This window comes from Acinetobacter sp. ESBL14, assembly GCF_036668815.1.
In the GTDB taxonomy this organism is placed as follows: domain Bacteria; phylum Pseudomonadota; class Gammaproteobacteria; order Pseudomonadales; family Moraxellaceae; genus Acinetobacter; species Acinetobacter gyllenbergii.
Genome location: NZ_JAZEVS010000004.1, coordinates 368,509 through 383,398, shown reverse-complemented (window position 1 = coordinate 383,398; position 14,890 = coordinate 368,509). Strand labels below are relative to the sequence as shown.

15 protein-coding genes and 1 rRNA gene are annotated in these 14,890 nt (G+C 41.9%); 11 read left to right on the top strand and 5 right to left on the bottom strand.

The window, feature by feature from the left end; translation table 11 throughout:
- From rrf to V6E90_RS15100, 6 genes are all read left to right on the top strand, one after another.
- Positions 1–102, top strand: a 5S ribosomal RNA gene (rrf, locus tag V6E90_RS15125); the annotation flags it as partial.
- A 91-nt stretch (positions 103–193) separates the two neighbouring features.
- Positions 194–589, top strand: a complete 396-nt coding sequence (locus V6E90_RS15120; protein ID WP_332605811.1) for a putative signal transducing protein — start codon at positions 194–196, stop codon at positions 587–589.
- 74 nt (positions 590–663) lie between these two features.
- Entirely contained in the window at positions 664–1,059 is a 396-nt protein-coding gene (locus tag V6E90_RS15115; RefSeq protein WP_065344009.1) for a hypothetical protein, read from the top strand.
- 65 nt (positions 1,060–1,124) lie between these two features.
- On the top strand, positions 1,125–1,472 hold the full coding sequence (locus tag V6E90_RS15110; RefSeq protein ID WP_332605810.1) for a GFA family protein: 348 nt from the start codon (positions 1,125–1,127) through the stop codon (positions 1,470–1,472).
- 22 nt (positions 1,473–1,494) lie between these two features.
- Positions 1,495–2,058 (top strand): DUF4256 domain-containing protein, encoded by a 564-nt coding sequence (locus tag V6E90_RS15105; protein WP_262757728.1) that lies wholly within the window; start codon positions 1,495–1,497, stop codon positions 2,056–2,058.
- Between the two features lie 133 nt (positions 2,059–2,191).
- Positions 2,192–3,355, top strand: a complete 1,164-nt coding sequence (locus V6E90_RS15100) for an acyl-CoA dehydrogenase family protein (protein WP_332605809.1) — start codon at positions 2,192–2,194, stop codon at positions 3,353–3,355.
- 60 nt (positions 3,356–3,415) lie between these two features.
- On the opposite strand, the gene V6E90_RS15095 is transcribed toward V6E90_RS15100, so the two are convergent.
- From V6E90_RS15095 to V6E90_RS15080, 4 genes are all read right to left on the bottom strand, one after another.
- A complete protein-coding gene (locus tag V6E90_RS15095) occupies positions 3,416–4,153 on the bottom strand; it encodes a hypothetical protein (protein WP_016540750.1) in 738 nt (245 codons plus the stop codon).
- 17 nt (positions 4,154–4,170) lie between these two features.
- Positions 4,171–4,788 carry a DUF6915 family protein gene (locus V6E90_RS15090; protein ID WP_065344005.1) on the bottom strand — a complete coding sequence of 206 codons (618 nt, stop codon included), beginning with the start codon at positions 4,786–4,788 and terminating at the stop codon, positions 4,171–4,173.
- 119 nt (positions 4,789–4,907) lie between these two features.
- Positions 4,908–5,417 (bottom strand): GNAT family N-acetyltransferase, encoded by a 510-nt coding sequence (locus tag V6E90_RS15085; protein WP_332605808.1) that lies wholly within the window; start codon positions 5,415–5,417, stop codon positions 4,908–4,910.
- Entirely contained in the window at positions 5,414–6,013 is a 600-nt protein-coding gene (locus tag V6E90_RS15080; protein WP_332605807.1) for a TetR/AcrR family transcriptional regulator, read from the bottom strand. The genes V6E90_RS15085 and V6E90_RS15080 overlap by 4 nt, the downstream gene beginning before the upstream one ends.
- 195 nt (positions 6,014–6,208) lie before the next feature.
- Here V6E90_RS15080 and V6E90_RS15075 point away from each other — a divergent pair, with 195 nt between their 5' ends.
- Entirely contained in the window at positions 6,209–8,011 is a 1,803-nt protein-coding gene (locus tag V6E90_RS15075) for an acyclic terpene utilization AtuA family protein (protein WP_332605806.1), read from the top strand.
- A gap of 64 nt (positions 8,012–8,075) precedes the next feature.
- On the opposite strand, the gene V6E90_RS15070 is transcribed toward V6E90_RS15075, so the two are convergent.
- Positions 8,076–10,043: a DUF2075 domain-containing protein gene (locus tag V6E90_RS15070; RefSeq protein ID WP_332605805.1), complete on the bottom strand. Its 1,968-nt coding sequence runs from the start codon at positions 10,041–10,043 to the stop codon at positions 8,076–8,078.
- A 180-nt stretch (positions 10,044–10,223) separates the two neighbouring features.
- On the opposite strand from V6E90_RS15070, the gene V6E90_RS15065 reads away from it, so the two are divergent.
- The 4 genes from V6E90_RS15065 to V6E90_RS15050 all read left to right on the top strand — a co-directional run bounded on the left by V6E90_RS15065 (position 10,224) and on the right by V6E90_RS15050 (position 14,825).
- Positions 10,224–11,099 carry an SDR family oxidoreductase gene (locus tag V6E90_RS15065; RefSeq protein WP_332605804.1) on the top strand — a complete coding sequence of 292 codons (876 nt, stop codon included), beginning with the start codon at positions 10,224–10,226 and terminating at the stop codon, positions 11,097–11,099.
- 2 nt (positions 11,100–11,101) lie between these two features.
- Complete coding sequence (locus V6E90_RS15060; protein ID WP_332605803.1) at positions 11,102–12,715, top strand: acyl-CoA carboxylase subunit beta; 1,614 nt, start codon at positions 11,102–11,104, stop codon at positions 12,713–12,715.
- Between the two features lie 108 nt (positions 12,716–12,823).
- Positions 12,824–13,984, top strand: a complete 1,161-nt coding sequence (locus V6E90_RS15055) for an acyl-CoA dehydrogenase family protein (protein WP_332605802.1) — start codon at positions 12,824–12,826, stop codon at positions 13,982–13,984.
- A 10-nt stretch (positions 13,985–13,994) separates the two neighbouring features.
- A complete protein-coding gene (locus V6E90_RS15050) occupies positions 13,995–14,825 on the top strand; it encodes an enoyl-CoA hydratase/isomerase family protein (RefSeq protein ID WP_332605801.1) in 831 nt (276 codons plus the stop codon).
- The last annotated feature ends 65 nt before the right edge of the window (positions 14,826–14,890 follow it).

Below are 14,890 nucleotides of genomic sequence, written 5' to 3'. Positions count from 1 at the left end.
GCAAGAGTGAACCACCTGATCCCTTCCCGAACTCAGAAGTGAAACCTCTTAGCGCTGATGGTAGTGTGGCACTTGCCATGTGAGAGTAAGTCATCGCCAGCTTTTAAATCTAAACACCCCCTCCGCTTACGCTGAGGGGGTGTTTTTTATTGGTTAAAATTTTATATACTGGTTGTTTTAAGGGCTTTCTGATATGACTTGGATCGTTGTACAAAGCTTTTCATTTCCCTACGAGGCTCAAATTGCCAAAACGCAATTAGAAGCAGCTGAAATTCCAGCACGTATTGAAAATGAACATACGATTAATATGGATTGGCTTTACTCCAATGCTTTAGGTGGTGTGCGACTATTAGTTCCTGAAAGCTATGCTGAAGAGGCTAAAGCATTACTTGCTCAAGATTTTAGCCAAGAAGTAGAACAACAGTTTGGAGCAGCAAGTGAAAGCTGTCCTCATTGTAGCAGTACCGATATACAACCGTATACAGAAGGTAAACGTCCCGCTTATGTGATTTTTTTACTGCTAGGTTTTCCACTCTTTTCTTATAAAAATGGAATGAAGTGTCGGCAGTGCCAACATTTTTGGAGCTAGTGCTGTATTGCAAAAGCGGCAAGATGTTTTAAATATGATTGACTTAAACTTAAAATAAAAAGAGCATTCAAAAAATGAAGATTGCCAAGCAAATTTTATGGGTAGATTGTACTGCGGCTGCATCCGCAGGCTTGATTGTGTTGTTCGCTGGCGAATGGTTCAGTCAGCTTTATCATTTACCTAAGCATGTCGTCATTTTCATTGGTTGCATTAATCTCTTATATGCATGCTATTCATTTGCACTAGCCAATTATAAAAAACGCTCACTGTTGCTCATCAATATCTTGGCGATCGCAAATAGCATCTGGGTCGTGGTTTGTTTGTTTATGCTTTGGCGATTTTGGCAAGAAATGACAATCTTTGCAGTGATCCATCTTGCTGGAGAGGCGGTCTTTGTTGGTGCTTTAGCTCGATTAGAATTTCAATGGCGGCATCAACTGATATGTTCTTATCACCAAAGAAATAACTAAATTATGTGGACATCATTTAAACAGCTTTGTTTAATACAGTAGAACATTATAAAAAGGAAAATAAGATGGAATATAAAGGAAGTTGTCATTGTGGAAAAATTACCTTGGTTGCACAAGGTGAGTTAACCGAGGCTTTGTCATGTAACTGTTCGATTTGCCAACGAAAAGGTTCATTGTTATGGTTTTTACCTAGGGATCAGGTTGATATTTCAATTCAAGAAGATGCTTTAGCGAGCTACCAGTTTAATAAACATATGATCGATCATCATTTCTGTAAGATCTGTGGGATTCATCCTTATGCAACAGGTATCGATCCGCAAGGGAATCAGATGTATGCCATTAATGTTCGATGTATTGAAGATTTAAATTTGGAAAGCCTCAAAATCAATCCTTTTGATGGACGCTCAGTGTAATCATAAAATCTAGAGTATAAAAATGACTAAGAATAAGAAGTTAGAGTTTGAACAAGCGACAGAGTTACTGGACATATTGAAAAAACGTTTTGAAAAGAATATGCATCGTCACAAAGGCTTGAATTGGGTTGATATCGAGGAGCGATTACAGCAGCAAGCAGAAAAGTTATGGTCGCTCAGTCAAATGGAAGAAACGGGGGGAGAGCCAGATATCGTTTCACTTGATTCTGAATCAAGTGAAATCATCTTTTATGATTTTGCTGTAGAAACACCAAAAGGGCGTAGAAGCCTTTGTTATGATCGTGCTGCTTTAGATGCGCGTAAAGAACATAAGCCCGAAAACAATGCTATTGAGCTTGCTGAGGCAATGGGTATTGAATTGCTCACAGAAGAGCAATATAGGCAGTTACAGTCAGTTGAACATTTTGATTTAAAAACCTCAAGTTGGGTCAAAACCCCAGAAGATGTACGTAAATTGGGTGGTGCAATTTTCTGTGATAGCCGTTATGGCCGAGTCTTTACTTATCATAATGGTGCTCAATCTTATTATGCGACCCGTGGGTTTCGTGGTCGATTAAAAATATAGTTTTATGATTAGACCTCCACTTTTGCATATTTTTTAATTTTTAATTGAGACAAGCGCTTGCTTGGTTTTTCTGGTTTTGCTACTTTAGTGCTCATTCAATAAACAATGATCAATAATTGCTAGGAAGCAGAATATGCACCTTAATCCTTTGTACTACAATGAGCAGCATCTTGAATTTGCCAAGAGTATTCGACGTTTTGTTGAAAAAGAAATTTCGCCTTTTATCAATGAATGGGATGAAAGTGAAACCTTTCCGCGAGAGCTCTATAAGAAAGCTGCAGATATTGGTCTATTGGGGTTAGGATTTGAAGAGCAGTATGGTGGGATTGCGGGGACAGATGCATTTTATACCTTGTTATCTTCGATTGAATTAGCAAAATGTGCTTCAGGTGGCTTAGCAGCCTCTTTACTGTCACATACCATTGGTGCGCCACCCATCCAGCACTTTGCCAATGAAGATGTTAAAGCTGAGGTACTCCCTCAAATTCTATCGGGTGAAAAAATTTCGGCACTGGCGATTACTGAGCCAGGCGGTGGATCAGATGTCGCTTCTCTTAAAACCAAGGCAGTGCGTGAAGGTGATTATTTTCTGGTGAGTGGCGAAAAAACTTTTATCACTTCAGGAATGCGAGCGGATTATTATTCAGTGGCTGTACGTACCGATCCGAATGCGAAAGGCGCAAATGGTATATCCATGCTGTTGATTGATGCACATAGTGCAGGGATTAGCAAAACCAAACTGGATAAAATGGGATGGTGGGCTTCAGATACAGCACATTTGCATTTTGATAATGTCAAAGTGCCTGCTAGCCATTTATTGGGCCCTGAAAATATGGGCTTTCTGGTGATTATGAATAACTTCAATATGGAGCGTTTTTTTCTTGCAGCCAGTAGTTATGGTTTTGCCCTGACTTGTTATGAGGAAGCATTGGATTGGGCACAGCAACGCCAAACTTTCGGTAAGCGTTTGGTTGATCATCAGGTCATGCGTCATAAATTGGTGGATATGGCTACGCGTCTGACCGCAACCCGTGCTTTACTTGAGGATACCGCTTATCGCTTGGGTAAGCCTGAATTGCAGGGCAGTGAACTGATCGCCCAGATTTGTATGCTGAAGAATGTTGCGACTCAAACCATGCAATTCTGTGCCGATGCTGCGGTACAAACACTCGGAGGCATGGGCTTTATGCGCGGTACTAAATCTGAACGTATTTATCGTGAAGTGAAGGTGAATATGATTGGTGGAGGTGCAGAAGAAATTATGAAGGATTTAATTAGCAAGCAATTGGGTTATTAAACTTATTCCATTGCTCATTAAAAGTGCGGTTAGAACACCGCACTTTTTTCATTTTGAGATTTATTCGAGTTCAGCCAATTCTTCTAAAGAAATCTGACGGATTTCAAAGATGGGTTGTTTTAGAAATGAATTTAGTGCTTTGATATCAATAAATTTTATGTTGTCGAGTGCAATACCTTCGATGCTATCTTTTTCAGCATCATAGCGAATATCCGCAGTTTGCTCGATAAACTGTTTCAATAACAATGGGCTATCGCTCAGCTCTGCAAGGGGTTTATCCATCAAGGCTTCGAACTCATAGTCCATCGCATAAATATTGGATTCCCACGAAACATCACTAAAGTTCTCATCTTGGCTAGAAATAATACTGCCAGTTTCATAGCCAGAAAAATAGTCTTCTTCTGAGTTGATCCAGAGGACATAGCAAGGCTGTGACGCATCGACTTCTAAAAGTTGATACCAGACAATACCTGAAATTTGGGCAAATTCGAAAGCATCATCTTCATTCAGTTTCGGAATTTCACCATCTTCGATATCAAATTTTTTGCCTGTTTTTTCTAATACCAAAGCTTCAAGTTTTTCGTAGACCTCATCATCTACTTCACCATTGCCGATGTCATAGTTACAAAGCTCATCATAATATAAGCCCTCAACAACTAAGGTTTTATAGGCCTTTTCTGCTTCAACTTTATCTGTATAAATTTGTTTGATTGCCCCAGTTGAAACGCAGTTGGTCAGATGCCATTCGTCATTATAAGCAAAGTCATTTTGACGAATCACGTATTGGATATTGCTCATTTTTATTTCCCCTTAAGTTAAGCAATTTTAGTTTTTAAGTCTTGCAGCTTAGCTGCACTCGGTGGCACAGCCATGCCATTGTCCATCCAGAGTTCAAAACGCATTGGATTGAAAAAGAAATCAGGACGAATATCAAAATCAATAAATTTGGCTTCACCTTTTCCCATCATCGGAAGAATGCTATTGATAAACCAACTATTATGGGTAATCAGCAAAGACTTTAATTGTCCCGTCACCGATAATGGCGAGAGCAGGGTTGCTGACAGCTTTGGATCATTAATCACATCAGCATGGAACTTCTCTAAGCGTTTCGCCAATCCATCTGTAGGGATATCCTGCATCGCTGCAACAAAATCACCTAAAGTTGGAATAAAACGATGATGGAAATCAACCAATAGGTGGTCTTTTTCACACAGGTCTTTCACCTCGATGCTTTTGCCTGCACTATTTTCGAAATGATGCCCAAAGATTGGAATAATCACTTCTTGAACACCCCAAAAGGTATGCAAGATACGATGGCGATTGTCTGTACACAACATTTTGGTGCTGTCGATTAGAGCATGAATATCAATATAATCTTCAAGCTCGCCCCCACGACGTTTCACCGATATATTGGCATGTTGTACGGGATTCATTGTTACTAATTCTTATAATCGTTTGATGTTTAACAACAATAGCAGCTTTCTAATACAACGAATATAGATAAATAGACGTGAGCGATAAGCTGTGTCGTGCTTAAATTGGAATCAATTTTTTAGAATGCCTGATATTTTTTATCGGTCCAATCCGAATTTAAAATTGCCCAACGTTCATGATCTTTCCATTCTTTTCCGCCCACTCGTAGATACTGGCGAGAAAAGCCTTCTTTTATAAAACCTGCCTGTGCCACAAGGCGAATAGAGGGCAGATTGTCTGGTTGGATATTGGCTTCTAGTCGATGCAGGTTCAGTGTTTGAAATGCTTCGTGTAAAACCAGTTGCAACCCTTGTCGCATATAGCCATGTCCTGCATAAGGATGAAAGGCTTCATAACCTAAATAGGCAGAATGAAAGTAACCACAAACAATATTCGAGATATTGAAGGTGCCAACAATGGCGTGATTTTCTGTTAAACAGACAAAATAACGATGTTCTTGCACGAGGTAGTGTTCAAAATCAGCTGGTGGATAGGTCCACGGTTGATGCAGGTGAATACTATTTTGGTAGGCATGTTTAATTTCAGCTAGATCACTGTGTTGAGGCTTACGTAAATAGATAGCACTCATTTCACCGCCATTTCCCAAACCATGTCCGTCAATTCATCAATTTTGACTTTGCCTTCGGGTTTGTACCAAGTCACTGTCCAAGAAATCGAACCACCGAGCAAACGACGCCAAATAAAAGCATCATGTTTGACTTTACCTTGGGCGCGTAGTTTTTCAATCGCATCCAGCCAAACTTGCTCGTATTCATTACGCATTTTTAAAAGGTAGTCTTGTTTTTCTTTAGAAAGCGCAAACCATTCGTGTACTAAAACCGCCATCGCAGCGCCTGTATCACCTGCAATCGAGAGTAACTCCGCTTTAATGAGATGACGTAATTGCTGTTCAGGATCGGTTGAGCGTTCAGCTGCTTCCTTTAAACGGGCAAAGTTATAAATGATGGTTTGTTCCATCACTGTCGCCAGAATCTCATCCTTACTTTTAAAATGATGAAACAGGCTGCCCGATTGAATGCCAATAAACTCACCGAGCTGACGAACCGTGGTTTTATCATAACCTTGCTTATAAAATAGATAGGCAGCACCTTGCAGTAAACGTCCACGTGGACTGTCATCAAAACAAACAATCTTGGGTATTTGCTCAATTGAGGTTGCGATCATGCCTATTCGTCTATCCCGTTTAATCTAAAGTCTATTGTAACAAAATTCATTTGATGCATTGTCTTATCTTTTTATAACAAGCATTTGCTTGAGTTTGTCTATTTTTGCCAATACAGCATAGCATTATGCACTTTACAAACCAAGCACTTGCTTGGTAATGTTGAGGCGTTTTTAGCAATAACAATGAGAAAGCGCATGACAACTGTCAAACAGGATGACCAGAGGGTAGTCAAGATTGGGTGTGCATCAGGGTTTTGGGGCGATACCAATACTGCCGCCTTTCAGCTGGTGCATCTGAGTGATATTGATTATTTGGTCTTTGACTATCTGTCAGAAATCACCATGTCGATTATGGCCAAGGCGATGATGATGGATCCAAGTCATGGTTATGCACTGGATTTTGTTAGCCGAGTGATGTCACCACTGATCAATAAAATTGCTGAGAAAAAAATAAAAGTGATCAGCAATGCAGGTGGGGTGAATCCACTGGCTTGCCGTGATGCCTTACAGAAAATCATTGATGAAAAGGGCTTAGATTTAAAAGTCGCAGTGGTACTGGGTGATGATGTATTGCCCAAACATGCTGAATTACTCACCCAAAATGTTCAGGAAATGTTTAATGGCGATGCCTTGCCTGCGCATGTTGCTAGTAGTAATGCCTATTTAGGCGCTGTTGCGATTCGCGATGCTTTAGATTTAGGTGCAGATATTGTGATTACAGGCCGTGTGGTCGATTCAGCAGTTGTGCTTGCCCCATTATTACATGAATACAAATGGTCACTGGATGATTATGACAAGCTGGCACAAGGTTCATTGGCAGGGCATGTGATCGAATGTGGTGCTCAATGTACTGGTGGTAATTTTACCGATTGGCGTCTCGTTCAAGGCTTTGACAATATGGGCTTTCCAATCGTAGAGGTCAGTGCTGATGCTTCATTTATCGTGACCAAGCCGAAAGGGACAGGTGGCCTCGTTTCAACTGCGACGGTAGCAGAGCAGATTGTCTATGAAATTGGCAATCCGCAAGCCTATATTTTACCAGATGTAAGCGCTGATTTTAGCCAAGTGCATTTAGAACAGGTGGGAGAGCATCGAGTCAAAGTGACAGGAGCAACAGGTCGTGCGCCAACTCAGCAATATAAAGTGAGTGCCACCTATGCCGATGGTTATCGTGTCTTGGTCAGTTTCTTGATTGCAGGTCGTGAAGCACCAGAAAAGGCCCAAGTGATTGCGGATGCCATTATCAACAAATGTGAACGGGTTTTGGCACTGCGTTCAGTTCCTCCGTTTAGTGAAAAGTCGGTTGAGATTCTAGGTATTGAAAGTACTTATGGTGCACATGCGAAAGTGAAAGACAGTCGTGAAGTGGTGGTTAAGATCGCAGTTAAGCATCTGTTTAAAGAAGCCTGTATGTTCTTTGCGTCTGAAATTGCTCAAGCTTCAACAGGCATGGCGCCTGCATTGGCAGGGATTGTTGGTGGTCGCCCTAAAGCCTCAGCTGTGGTGAAACTATTTTCATTCTTGATTGATAAAGATCAATTAAAAGTCGAAGTCGATTTTTCAGGACAACGTTATCCCGTTCAGATCCCAGTTGGACAATCTTCACAGGATTATGCGCAGCATCTCGTTGGTGACGTAGCCGCGTATCAAGGTGATGAGATTGAAGTTCCTTTAATTGAGGTAGCACATGCACGCAGTGGCGATAAGGGCAATCATAGCAATATTGGGGTGATCGCACGCAAGGCTGAATATTTACCTTGGATTCGCGCGGCACTGACAGAAGCCAATGTTGCAGCGTATATGCAGCATGTTCTTGATCCTGAAAAATCAAAGGTGATTCGTTATGAATTGCCTGCAATGCATGCGCTGAATTTCATGTTGGAAAATGCATTGGGTGGTGGAGGGATTGCCAGCTTGCGAATTGATCCACAAGGTAAGGCTTTTGCTCAGCAATTATTGGATATGCCGGTGAAAGTGTCTAGAAAACTAATATTTTGAGCTGTACTTACCTGGTATTGGAGTTTCGTTTGTCCTAAAGCAGTACAAGTGAAACTCCTACTTTTTATATTTTGTCTAGCCCACAAGAGACCAGATAGTCATAGATTGAGTCATAGTATTTTTGAGGTCTTGTTGGATCTTTTCCATCTACAGCAGGAATAAAAATAACTATACCTTGTCGGGCTCGCGTTAATAGAACTCTATAAGCATTGAGAAGGTAATTTTTAGTTGAGTCTTTATTAATATTCTGCCACTTTGAGCCTTTAAAGCTTTGAAATTGCCAACCCTGATCATAATAGAGGTTAATATCCCAAGTTACGCAGGTATAGTCGATTTCAAGTCCTTGAATATCGAACTCAGTCGCAATATCCTCTAAGTAATAAGATGACCGGGTATCATCCTGATGATTTAAAAACCAATCAGCTGGAGATATATCATTTTTAACATATATACCTTCTGCTTTTAGTCTTTTAGCGCCTGAACTTGCGATCAGTCCAATTCTTTCCGTACCTCGAGCTTGATGTCTTAACCAGTCTTTTGCCTTGGTTAAGTCTCTCGTGATTTTAATTGGATAATTATGTTTGATATCTTGGTAAATTTGAGCGGCTTGATCATTTTCATTTTCTAAAATGGATTGGATCAAGGAGGCAACTTTTTCACTTCGAAATGAGCGGACAGAGGCGGATAAATGAAGATCAGTTTTTTGATGTCCATGTTGTTCTAGCCAATTTGATAAATCTAAATTATTTAGATAGGTGTTAGGTTCAGCCAAAATCTTATCTGAGTAATAAATATCCCAGGATGAATATTTTGTTTTGAGTGCTTCGATCCATTCTGAAACGCCTGCCTCACCAGTGTTAATTTCTTGACCGCCACCAATCAGACATATAATTACACACCAATCATCGTGCCGATCCATCACACTGATTAGATATTCGGGCTCAGACATATCAAAGTTTTGGATTCCCTTTTTCTGTTGCATGAATTTGGAGACTTGTTCTTTTTGCCAAGCTCTTTGTGCTTCATCGAAAACGACAACTTTTTCAATAGGGGCATGAGGCGTTCTTAAATTGTCATCTCTAAAATGATGAATATTTTGGATAAAAGCCTTTGCTTTCCGTTCTGCTTCTGTACGTAAAATTTTCTGCCCACTTCTCTTAGCAGTCTCTACTGAATCTCTAGTCAAGGCTTCTCTTAAGACATCCACTAATGGACCATTGCCAGATAAGAATACTGAATGTTCTGATTGATCTGCTTTTAGTCGTTCATTCGCGATATTTAGTCCAGCAAGCGTTTTTCCGGCACCAGGAACCCCAGTCAAAAAGCAGATTGATTTTTTATGCTGAGCTTTCGAGCCTTCGATAATTTCGTTTATTCGAATAGAGGTACTTGATAAGTTAATCGCACCGGCATCACTTCGTGAAATTTCTTTAACGCTATGACCTTTGTATAAGGCTTGAGCAGCCTCAATAATAGTTGGTGTCGGCTTATAAATGCTATTTTCCCAAGTATGAATATTTAAACATTCATCTGCTTTTACTTGGTCTAAAATTTGAATCAAGGTTGCTTTAAAATTGTCTTTATTACATAGAATACAACCGTTCAAGTCTAGAGAGCTATCAATCTGAGAGGTCGTACTTGGGGCATTCGTCGCGATAAGAATCGGGATAAGCGTTTTATTATGACTTCCTTCATGAAAATTTTGTAAATCTAAGCAATAGTCAATTGTCTGATTTTGGGCATAGTTTGAATAACTTTTTTCGCCTACTTTAAACTCTATTACAAAGATTAAATTATTTATAATTAATATATTATCTACTCGTTTTCCCATTCTAGGAATAGAGAACTCAAAATATAAGTGGCCACAGAACTCTTTAAGCTCCTGTTTTAGAAAATCAATTTGTTCAAGCCAAGCATTCTTCTGTAAATCTTCTAAATCATGTTGATGATGACGTGCAAGTTGTCCAAAAATTGCATTTTTATTTTCATTTAAAAAAAAATCTATCGAACTTTGATAATAGCTTGTATTCATTGTGAGTTTTTAAAGTTTAAAAAATCTTAGATTGAACAGCATGTTAGCACTAGAAATAATGTTTTAGCAAAAAATGACATTTTAATTTGAATAAGAAAGGCATCTTGGCACTTTACAAACCAAGCACTTGCTTGGTAGTGTGTATTCAGTTAAAAATAATAGATGAATGGATCATAAAACATGGGTTATCAATCAATTTTCAGGACAGATGCATTTGCTGACAAAGTAGTGATCGTTACAGGTGGTGGTTCTGGCATTGGCCGTTGTACTGCACATGAGTTGGCTTCTTTGGGGGCGCAAGTTGTCATCACAGGACGTAAAGTTGAAAAACTGGAAAAGGTTAGCCAAGAAATTCTGGAGGATGGGGGCAAAGTCCATTTTATTGTCTGTGACAATCGTGATGAAGAGCAAGTCAAAAACATGATTGCTGAGGTGCTGGAAAAATTTGGCCAGCTCGATGGATTAGTCAATAACGCGGGTGGACAATTTCCTTCTGCATTAGAGAATATTTCTGCCAATGGTTTTGATGCTGTGGTCCGTAATAACTTACATTCAACCTTCTACTTGATGCGTGAGGCTTATAACCAGTGGATGGCAAAACATGGTGGCAGTATTGTCAATATGACTGCAGACATGTGGGGTGGTATGCCTGGTATGGGGCATTCGGGTGCAGCACGTTCAGGGGTTGATAATCTCACTAAAACAGCTTCGGTTGAATGGGGCAAGTCGGGTGTACGTGTCAATGCAGTTGCACCGGGTTGGATTATTTCTTCGGGTATGGACAACTATAGTGGTGATTTTGCCAAAGTGATCATTCCAAGTTTGGCGAGTAATGTTCCGTTAAAACGTATGGGTACTGAGTCTGAAATCTCTTCCGCGATTTGTTATTTACTCTCCGATGCTGCGGCTTTTGTATCTGGTGTCACCCTGCGCATTGATGGGGCTGCTTCACAAGGTACACGTATGTATCCATTGGCAGATGCGACCAATAATGACGCCTTTAATGGTTTCCATCGTGCTTTTATCCCTGACATCTTCAAAACAGATGGAGAATAAACATGAGTATTCTCCAATCTGAAATTGCAGTAGGCGGTGAGCAATATGAGCAAAATCGAGAGGCATTATTAGCGCAGTTGGCTGAAGTTCGTGCTGTGCAGCAAAAAAGCATTGATAAGTCTTATGCAGCAAAACCCAAGTTTGATAAGAAAGGCAAAATCTTGCCGCATGAGCGTATTCGTTTACTGTTAGATGCCGATTCACCTTTTGTCGAGTTGTGTGGCTTGGTTGGCTACAACATGCATGACGATAAAGATGGTTCTGAAGCCGGCGGCGGGGTGATTGCTGGTATTGGTTTTGTCAGTGGTGTACGTGCCTTGGTCTCTGCCAGTAACAGTGCAATCAAGGGTGGCACCATGTCACCGATGGGGGTACATAAAACCCTGCGCCTGCAAAAGATTGCATTAGAACAAAAGTTGCCAATGGTGACATTGACGGAAAGTGGCGGGGCAAACCTGAACTATGCGGCTGAAGTCTTTACTTATGGCGGTATGACCTTTGCCAATCAGGCACGATTGTCTGCGGCAGGGATTCCCCAAGTCGCTGTGGTGCATGGCAACGCAACTGCGGGTGGTGCTTATCAACCAGGTTTGTCTGACTATGTGATTGCAGTCCGCAAGCAAACAGAAATGTTATTGGCGGGCCCACCGTTGTTATTGGCTGCAACAGGCGAAGTGGCGACTGCGGAAGAACTGGGTGGTGCAGAAATGCATACCCAAGTTTCAGGCGTGGCGGAATATCTTGCGGAGAATGATGCGGATGGTATTCGTTTAGCGCGTGAAATTTTTGAACATCTCAATTGGAAAGAACAAACCGCACAATCCAATCAGCATTATAAAGAACCGCGTTATGCGGCTGAAGAGCTGTTAGGGATTGTTCCGCAAGATCCAAAGCAACCTTTTGATATGAAAGAAATCATTGCACGGATTATCGATGATTCGGATTTTCTCGAATTTAAACAGGAATATGATGCTTTAACAGTCTGTGGCTGGGCCAAAATAGGAGGGCTGCATATCGGCATTATTACCAATAATGGCCCGATCACACCACAGGGGGCAGCTAAAGCAGCGCAATTTATTCATCTCTGTGAACAGACCCAACGTCCACTCTTATTCTTGCATAACACTACTGGTTTTATGGTCGGAACCGATGCGGAGCAGAACGGTATTATCAAGCATGGTTCTAAGCTGATTCAGGCTGTAGCCAATGCAACTGTGCCAAAAATCTCGATTGTGGTGGCAGGCTCTTACGGCGCAGGCAACTATGCCATGTGTGGGCGCAGTCTGTCACCGCAATTTATTTTTGCATGGCCCAATTCGCATGTGGCGGTGATGGGCGCAGCACAAGCAGGCAAAGTCTTGCGCATCGTGGCTGAGGGCAAGCAAAAAGCCTCAGGGATGGAACCGAATCCGCAGATGCTGGATTTCTTGGAACAAAGTACGGCAATGAAATTGGAACAACAGTCGACTGCTTTATTCAATACTGCAATGCTGCATGACGATGGCATCATCGACCCAAGAGATACCCGTAAAGTACTGATCTTTTTATTGCAAACCATTTATGAAGCACAACAACGTGAGTTAAACCCAACGCGATTTGGTGTGTCGAGATTTTAATTTTTAACACCCTCATCCTAGCCTTCTCCCTGAGGGAGAAGGGATTCCCTCGCCCTTTTGGGGAGAGGGTTAGGGAGAGGGGAAAAACAAGTTTTAAGGAAAAAAACAATGAAATTTACCGCAGAACATGATGCTTTACGTCGGACCACACGTCAGTTTGTTGAAAATGAGCTGAACCCTTTTATTCCAGAATGGGAAGAAGCAGGTCGTTTTCCAATTCATGACGTATTTAAGAAAATGGGGGATTTGGGCTTATTGGGAATTTGTAAGCCTGAGGAGAATGGTGGTTTAGGACTCGATTATTCATACAACCTTGTCGTGGCAGAAGAACTAGGTCGTGCAGCCTGTGGCGGTGTACCCCTAGCGATTGGCGTACAGACTGATATGGCAACACCTGCACTGGCACGTTTTGGCAGTAAGGAGCTGCGAGATGAGTTCTTAAATCCTGCCATTCGTGGTGAATATGTCGCGTCGATTGCGGTCTCGGAAGTGCATGCGGGTTCTGACGTGGCAGCTATTAAAACTACAGCAAAAAAAGATGGCGACGATTATGTGATTAACGGCAGCAAGATGTGGATCACCAACTCATTGCAAGCCGATTTCTTTTGTCTATTGGCAAATACCTCGGATGACAAACCACACGTCAATAAATCCATGATTATTGTTCCTGCAAAAACGGCAGGGATCAGCTTTTCAGAACCCTTAAATAAACTGGGCATGCGTTCAACCACCACGGCACAGGTCTATTTCGACAATGTGCGTGTACCGCAACGCAACTTGGTTGGGGTGGAAGGCATGGGCTTCATGATGCAAATGATGCAGTTCCAAGAGGAGCGGATGTGGGCCTGTGCCAATGCTGTAGGAGGTATGGAAAAGGTCATTCAGCAAACCATTGATTATGCCAAAGAACGTACAACCTTTGGTCAGCCCCTGATTCATAACCAATATGTACATTTCCGTTTTGCAGAACTGATGACTGAAGTCGCAGCACTGAAAGCTCTAACTTATCAAGCCTGTGAGCAGCATATTGCTGGTGAGGATGCAACCTTGATGGCGTCAATGGCGAAGCTGAAAGCAGGACGATTAAGTCGTGAGGTGGCAGATAGCTGTCTGCAATATTGGGGCGGTAATGGCTTTATGTGGGATAACCCTGCATCACAACTGTTCCGCGATGGCCGTTTAGGGTCGATTGGTGGTGGTGCAGATGAAATTATGCTCGGAATCATTTGTAAGCTCACCGATATCTTGCCGAAGAAACAGAAAAAATAGGAGCTGGAGCATGACAGTTGCAACTTCTCTTGCAAGCTTGGCGATAGATGACAGCATTCAGCTAGAACAACAAGGTGGCATTTTAACGTTATGGCTAAATCGTCCTGAGAGCCGTAATGCCATGGGCTTAAATATGGTCACTGCTATTCAACAGGTGTTTAGCCAGATTGCCGATGATGTCTCTATTCGTGCTGTGATTTTACGTGGTCGAGGTGGGCATTTCTGTGCTGGCGGTGATATCAAAGATATGGCGAGCTTACGTGTTGAAGCTACGAATACAGGCAGTTTGCAACCTTATGTCGATTTTAATCGCCGTTTTGGTGCCATGATCGAACAGGTTGATCAAGCTCCCCAAACCGTTGTTGCTGTGCTGGAAGGGGCAGTGCTTGGTGGAGGCTTTGGCTTGGCCTGTATTTCAGATATTGCCATCAGCCGTGAGAGTGCTCAGTTTGGTCTGCCAGAAACAGGCTTGGGCATTTTACCTGCACAGATTGCGCCTTTTGTGGTGAAGCGAATTGGTTTGACCCAAGCCCGTCGTTTGGCCTTATTGGGTTTACGTTTTGATGGCAAGACGGCTTTGGACTTAGGTGTGGTTCATCAAGTTGCACCAGATGATGTTGAGCTTGAACAACAACTTACAGACATAATTCAGCAGATTAAACGTGCTGCACCTCTGGCTTCCCGTGCCACCAAAGCTTTATTACATCGGACACGGAATGAACCTTTAGCGCAGCTTTTGGATGATGCCGCACAACAGTTTGCTCAAGCAGTCGGTGGTGCAGAAGGGCAAGAAGGAACCATGGCCTTTATTCAAAAACGTAATCCGAGTTGGTTTGACTGAAATCTCCCCTAATCCCTCTTTATTAAAGGAGGGGCTTCCGCTTTAAAAGGCGGATGGAGAGGGAT

Coding starts and splice junctions, on each gene's coding strand:
- V6E90_RS15105 (WP_262757728.1), top strand. CDS start 1,495: ATGACTAAGAATAAGAAGTTAGAGTTTGAACAAGCGACAGAGTTACTG.
- V6E90_RS15065 (WP_332605804.1), top strand. CDS start 10,224: ATGGGTTATCAATCAATTTTCAGGACAGATGCATTTGCTGACAAAGTA.
- V6E90_RS15055 (WP_332605802.1), top strand. CDS start 12,824: ATGAAATTTACCGCAGAACATGATGCTTTACGTCGGACCACACGTCAG.
- V6E90_RS15115 (WP_065344009.1), top strand. CDS start 664: ATGAAGATTGCCAAGCAAATTTTATGGGTAGATTGTACTGCGGCTGCA.
- V6E90_RS15080 (WP_332605807.1), bottom strand. CDS start 6,013: ATGATCGCAACCTCAATTGAGCAAATACCCAAGATTGTTTGTTTTGAT.
- V6E90_RS15110 (WP_332605810.1), top strand. CDS start 1,125: ATGGAATATAAAGGAAGTTGTCATTGTGGAAAAATTACCTTGGTTGCA.
- V6E90_RS15100 (WP_332605809.1), top strand. CDS start 2,192: ATGCACCTTAATCCTTTGTACTACAATGAGCAGCATCTTGAATTTGCC.
- V6E90_RS15050 (WP_332605801.1), top strand. CDS start 13,995: ATGACAGTTGCAACTTCTCTTGCAAGCTTGGCGATAGATGACAGCATT.
- V6E90_RS15085 (WP_332605808.1), bottom strand. CDS start 5,417: ATGAGTGCTATCTATTTACGTAAGCCTCAACACAGTGATCTAGCTGAA.
- V6E90_RS15060 (WP_332605803.1), top strand. CDS start 11,102: ATGAGTATTCTCCAATCTGAAATTGCAGTAGGCGGTGAGCAATATGAG.
- V6E90_RS15090 (WP_065344005.1), bottom strand. CDS start 4,788: ATGAATCCCGTACAACATGCCAATATATCGGTGAAACGTCGTGGGGGC.
- V6E90_RS15070 (WP_332605805.1), bottom strand. CDS start 10,043: ATGAATACAAGCTATTATCAAAGTTCGATAGATTTTTTTTTAAATGAA.
- V6E90_RS15095 (WP_016540750.1), bottom strand. CDS start 4,153: ATGAGCAATATCCAATACGTGATTCGTCAAAATGACTTTGCTTATAAT.
- V6E90_RS15120 (WP_332605811.1), top strand. CDS start 194: ATGACTTGGATCGTTGTACAAAGCTTTTCATTTCCCTACGAGGCTCAA.
- V6E90_RS15075 (WP_332605806.1), top strand. CDS start 6,209: ATGACAACTGTCAAACAGGATGACCAGAGGGTAGTCAAGATTGGGTGT.